The 5617-nt window shown below is 67.5% G+C and carries 5 protein-coding genes; 2 read left to right on the forward strand and 3 right to left on the reverse strand.

Annotated features, from left to right (window positions below):
• Positions 1-1506: transcription termination factor Rho (gene rho, locus LF41_RS09835; protein ID WP_036169129.1), on the forward strand; the 1506-nt coding region annotated here is incomplete at its 5' end.
• Positions 1507-1578: 72 nt separating this feature from the next.
• Here the strand turns inward: rho and LF41_RS09840 are convergent.
• Positions 1579-2352, reverse strand: a complete 774-nt coding sequence (locus LF41_RS09840) for an energy transducer TonB (protein ID WP_036169131.1) — start codon at positions 2350-2352, stop codon at positions 1579-1581.
• Positions 2349-3242: an energy transducer TonB gene (locus LF41_RS09845; protein WP_036169133.1), complete on the reverse strand. Its 894-nt coding sequence runs from the start codon at positions 3240-3242 to the stop codon at positions 2349-2351. Before LF41_RS09845 ends, LF41_RS09840 begins: the two co-directional genes overlap by 4 nt.
• Before the next feature lie 128 nt (positions 3243-3370).
• Between LF41_RS09845 and LF41_RS09850 the strand changes: the two genes are divergently transcribed.
• Positions 3371-5230, forward strand: coding sequence for a monovalent cation:proton antiporter-2 (CPA2) family protein (locus LF41_RS09850; RefSeq protein ID WP_084073523.1), 1860 nt, complete (start codon positions 3371-3373; stop codon positions 5228-5230).
• Here the strand turns inward: LF41_RS09850 and LF41_RS09855 are convergent.
• Positions 5227-5617 (reverse strand): ankyrin repeat domain-containing protein (locus LF41_RS09855; protein WP_237577714.1); only part of this gene is annotated, 391 nt, incomplete at its 5' end. The two genes, LF41_RS09850 and LF41_RS09855, sit on opposite strands and share 4 nt — an antisense overlap.

The raw sequence follows: 5617 nt of genomic DNA on the forward strand, positions 1-5617 counted from the left end.
TCGCAGCAATCGCAGCAATCGCAGCAGGCTGATTCGGGCGACCAAGGTGGCCAGGAAGGCCAGGGTGGCGACCAGCGCAACGACCAGCGCTTCAACAACAACAACCGCCGCGACCGCTTCCGCAACCGCCGCGACCGCCAGCGCGAGCGTTACCGCGAAGACGGCATGCCGCAGGACAACGGCGGCGAGCAGACCTTCCCGCAGCAGCAGCGCCAGCCGCCCAGCGTGCCGGAAGGCTTCCCGCAGTACTCGCTCAGCGACCTCAAGCGCATGCCCGCGCCGAAGCTGCTGGAGATCGCCGAACAGCTGAACATCTCCGAAGGCGTGGCCCGCGCCCGCAAGCAGGACGTGATTTTCGCGCTGCTCAAGGTGCTGACCCGCCACGGCGAAGGCGTCGCCGCCGACGGCGTGCTCGAAATCCTGCCCGACGGTTTCGGTTTCCTCCGCGCGGCCGAGGCGAGCTACCTCGCCGGCCCGGACGACACCTACATCTCGCCGAGCCAGATCCGCCGCTTCAACCTGCGCACCGGCGACCATCTGTCCGGCCGCATCCGCTTCCCGAAGGACGGCGAGCGCTACTTCGCGCTGTCGGTGGTCGACACGATCAACGGCGAGCCGCTGGAAGCCTCGAAGAACAAGGTGCTGTTCGAGAACCTCACCCCGCTGTTCCCGCGTCGCCGCTTCACGCTGGAGCGCGGCAACGGCAGCACCGAGGACATCTCGGGCCGCATCCTCGATCTGATGGCCCCGCAGGGCAAGGGCCAGCGCGCCCTGATCGTCTCGCCGCCTAAGGCGGGCAAGACGATGATGCTGCAGCAGGTCGCCACGGCCATCACGACCAACCACCCGGACGTGCACCTGATCGTGCTGCTCATCGACGAGCGCCCGGAAGAAGTCACCGAAATGCAGCGCACGGTGCGCGGCGAAGTCATCTCGTCGACCTTCGACGAACCCGCCGCCCGCCACGTGCAGGTCGCCGAAATGGTGATCGAGCGCGCCAAGCGCCTGGTCGAGCACAAGAAGGATGTCGTCATCCTCCTCGACTCGATCACCCGCCTGGCCCGCGCGTACAACAACGTCGTCCCGAGCTCCGGCAAGGTGCTCACCGGCGGCGTCGACGCCAACGCGCTGCACCGCCCGAAGCGGTTCTTCGGCGCGGCGCGCAACGTCGAGGAGGGCGGCTCGCTGACCATCATCGCCACCGCGCTCGTCGAGACCGGCAGCAAGATGGACGAGGTGATCTACGAAGAGTTCAAGGGCACCGGCAACTCCGAAGTCCACCTCAACCGCCGCATCACCGAAAAGCGCGTCTACCCCGCGATCGACATCAACCGCTCGGGTACGCGCCGCGAAGACCTGCTCATCGAGCCGGACCTGCTGCAGAAGATCTGGATCCTGCGCAAGCTCCTCCACCCGATGGACGAGATCGCCGCGATGGAATTCCTGCTCGACAAGATGAAGAACACCAAGTCCAACGACGAGTTCTTCGCCTCGATGAAGCGCTGAGGCGCGGCACCCACGGAATGAAAAACGCCCCGCATCGCGGGGCGTTTCTTGTTTGGGGTCGCTGGCGGCGGATCAGATCTTCGGCTCGATGGAGATCACCGAGTCCAGCGCCATCGCGCGCATGCCGGGGTTGAATGCATCGCTGGCGAGCAACTCGGCGTGCCTGCATTGCGGCGAGGTCATCGCCTCTGCGAGGCGTTCGTCGTAAGTCTCCGCCCCGTCTTTCGAACGCCCCGACTTGAATACGACGGGGAGGACCTCGTGCGTGGTCACGGGCTGTCCGCCGACCTGTTCGGGATCGAAGCGATGCCGCGAAATGAAGAACGCGAGTTCCGGCCCGAGGGCCTTCCGCTGGATGCCGGTGATCTTCGTGTCGATCGACTCGAGCTTGGCGCTGCCGTCGGCGTTCACGACGAAATGCACGTTGGCGACGCCGTCGATCCCATGGCGCCCGACCGTGCTGGCCAACGTCGAGGTCACGCGCCACGGCCCGCCGTCGGCGATGCGCGGCCCGTTGCCGCGGTAGGCCAGGCCCAGGGCGTAGGTGCCGTCGGGTTTCGGCACCGCGCATGCGCCGAGCAGCACCCAGGTCGCCGCGTTGCCATCGCCGTTGGCGCGCGAATGGCGTGCATACGTCCACGTGGCCAGTTGCTGTTCGATGTACTTGCGCACCGCGTCGGGGAGATCCTTCGACGCCTCGACCTTCACGAGCTTGCCCTGTTCGTCGACTTCGACGCGCGCTTCGGCGCGGAACGACAGCGGCTTCAACGCGGCGGGTTGGCCGGCGTTCGTCGCGAACGACAGGCCGGCCAGCACCAGCGCGGTGGCAAGCGTGCGGCGCGTCATGACCGGGCCCCATCGCGCAGTTTCAGCGGCGAATGCGGCTGCAGCAATTCCGAGCCGCTGACGTCGGAGGTGCCGACGCGTTGCGCAAGGCGCTTCTCGACCAGCCACGGCGCCTCGACGTATTGCGTGCGTGCTTCCATGCGCCAGTTGCCCGGCTCGCCGGTCTTGCCGATGCGCTTGCCGTCGCCCCACATCTTGTATTCGAGCGGCACGGTGGCCGTGAGGTTGTCGTCCGTCGGCACGTCGCCGTTGAGCGTGATGCCGATCTTCCACGTCTTGATCGCCTTCGCGGCAAGGTCCTGCATCTGCTTGCATGCACGCGCGAAGTCGTCGGGCCGGCCGCCGGCCTGGTAGAGGCTGCACTGCGTGGGGAAGACGTCGGCGACGGTGCCATCGGCGTTGGCGCGGACGGCCATGGTCACGATGCCGTTGACGTGGAAGCCCTTCGGGTAGAGCGGCTTGCGCGGCATCTCGACGACCGCCATCGACAGCTTGCCGAGCTTTTTCGCTTCGTCCGCCCAATTCGCATTCTGCTGTCCGGGCGCAAAGAACAGGACGTTGTCGATCGTCACCTCGGTGCCGGCCGCGACTTCGCGACCGACCAGCGTCACGCGCATCGCGCTCTTCACGCGCGCCGGCTTGCCGTCGACGGTGGGCGGATCGAACTTCCACGTCGCGATCGCGCGTTCGATCACGTCGCGGAAACGCGGATCGACCGGCGTGTCGAGCGTGCTCGTGAGTACTTTGCCGGTTTCGTCGACGGCGATGGTGCCGTCCACGCGCATGGTGAGGACTTGCTCGATGTCCTTGCTGGCGACGGTGGGATTGGCGGCGGTCACGGGCAAGGCAAGCACGATGGCGAGCGATGCGCACAGCAGGGTCCGTTGCATGCGGGGTCCTTGATGACGAAGGCGGCCGACGAATGTCGACCGCGCGCGCCGATCCTAGGCGTGCCCCATGGCCGGTGCAACCAGCCCGCGACGCGCAGGCGGCATAATCAGGTGAACGGAGGTAGCGCATGCACGGCGGCGGACTCGAACTGGCATTGGTGTTCCTGTTGGCCGCGGTCATCGCGGTGCCCGTGTTCCGGCGCTTCGGGTTGGGTGCGGTGCTCGGGTATCTCGCGGCGGGCGTCGTGCTCGGGCCGTATGGCCTGCGGGTCATCCGCGATGTCGCGCCCGTGCTGGCCGCCAGCGAGATCGGCGTGGTGATGCTGTTGTTCGTCATCGGACTGGAGCTTTCGCCTTCACGTCTGTCCGTCATGCGCAAGCCGGTGTTCGGCGCGGGCGGCTTGCAGATGCTGGCGTGCGGGATCGCGCTGGCGTTGCTGACGCAATTGCGCGGCGTGCATTTCCCCGCGGCGATCGTCGTCGGCCTGGGGCTCGCGTTTTCGTCGACGGCCGTCGGCCTGCAACTGCTCGCCGAACGCAAGGCGTTGAATACCGGTCACGGGCGACTGGCGTTCGCCATCCTGTTGTTCCAGGACCTGGCGGCCATTCCACTGCTCGCGGCGATCCCGCTGCTGGGCGGTGCGCAGGGCGAGGGCGTGTCGTGGCTCGACGCGGCGAAGGCCTTCGGCGCGATCGCGATCGTCGTCCTCGGCGGCCGGTTGTTGTTGCGCCAGTTGTTCCGCATCGTCGCGCGCATCGACATGCCGGAAGTCTTCACCGCCAGCGCGCTGCTCACGGTGCTGGGCGCGGCGTGGATCATGCAGAACGCGGGCCTGACGATGGGCCTGGGTGCCTTCCTCGCCGGCGTGCTGCTCGCCGACTCGGAATTCCGCCACGAACTCGAAGCGCAGATCAAACCGTTCGAAGGCCTGCTGCTCGGTCTGTTCTTCATCGCGGTGGGCATGTCGATCGACGTCACCGGCGTGATCAACGATCCGTGGTTCGTGGGCGTCGGCGTGACGTTGTTGATGGTGACGAAGTTCGTGCTGTTGTATGGCATCGGCCGCGTGTCGGGCGGATTGCCCTCGCGAGACTCGCTGCTGCTGGCCAGCGTGCTGGCATTGGGGGGCGAGTTCGCGTTCGTGGTGTTCGGCGACGCGACGCGCGTGGGCCTGATCGGCGCGGAACTGCGCGGGCACCTCGTGGCGATCGTCGGCGTGTCGATGGCGCTGACGCCGCCGCTGTACATCCTGCTCTCGCGTTGGGTTGCGGCGACGAAGCCCGCGAAGGCGGAAAAGTTCGACACGATCGGCAAGAGCGACATCGCACACGAACCCGAGGTGCTCATCGCGGGCTTCGGGCGTTTCGGGCAGGTCGTCGCGCGCCTGCTCGCCGCGCAGCGCATCCCGTTCATCGCCATCGAACACAGCCAGGAGCAGGTGGAGTTCATGCGCCGCTTCGGGAGCACGATCTACTACGGCGATCCGGCGAATTCGGAACTACTGCGTTCGGCAGGCGCCGCGCAGGTCAAGGTGTTCGTCATCGCGATCGACGATGTCGAGTCGAACCTGCGCACCGTCAACACCATCCGCCGCCTGTATCCCGAAGCGACCGTGTTCGCGCGTGCCCGCAACCGCCGCCACGCATGGCAGTTGATGGACCTGGGCGCGCAGGTCGTGCGCGAGACGTTCCATTCGAGCCTGGTGATGGGCGAACGCGTGCTGGTGGAGATGGGGTTGTCGCCGGCCGCAGCCGCCGAGCGCGCGCGTCGTTTCCGCGAGCACGACGAAGCCCTGCTGCGCACGCAATATTTGGTGCAGGACGACGAACAGGCGATCCTGCAGACCGTGCAGCAGGCGCGCGTCGAACTCGAGCAACTCTTCGGCGCCGACCGTGGCGAGGGCGCACTCGGCGGCCTGGGCAAACCGGAGGCCGAAGGGAAGATGACCGCCGCAGACCAGGCGTCGGTTCGCCCCGGCGACGCTTAGCGCGGCTCGCGCAGGAACCGCGCCATCGATACGCCGCCCGGCGTTGCCGGAACGAATTGTGCGGCGACATCGACGAACCCGCGCATCACGGCAATCTCGCGCGCGCTGCGGTTGAGGCCGTCGCGCAGGTCGGGGTCGGCGCCGGCGCGCAACAGGCGTTGCACGATCTGCAGCAGTCCGTGCAGCGCAGCCAGATGGAGCGGGCCGAAGCCGCGCGGGTCGCGGGCGTCGAGCGAGACGGTTTCGTCCAGCAAGCGTTCCAGGCCGGCGAGCACGACGTCTTCGTCGCACGCGGTGCCCGGTTCGGCGCGCGCACCGAGCAGCAACAACAAGGGCGTGACGCCGCCGGCGGCGGGTTGGTCGGCCTCGGCGCCGGCGAGCAGCAGC

Source organism: Lysobacter dokdonensis DS-58 (genome assembly GCF_000770795.1).
Taxonomy (GTDB): domain Bacteria; phylum Pseudomonadota; class Gammaproteobacteria; order Xanthomonadales; family Xanthomonadaceae; genus Noviluteimonas; species Noviluteimonas dokdonensis.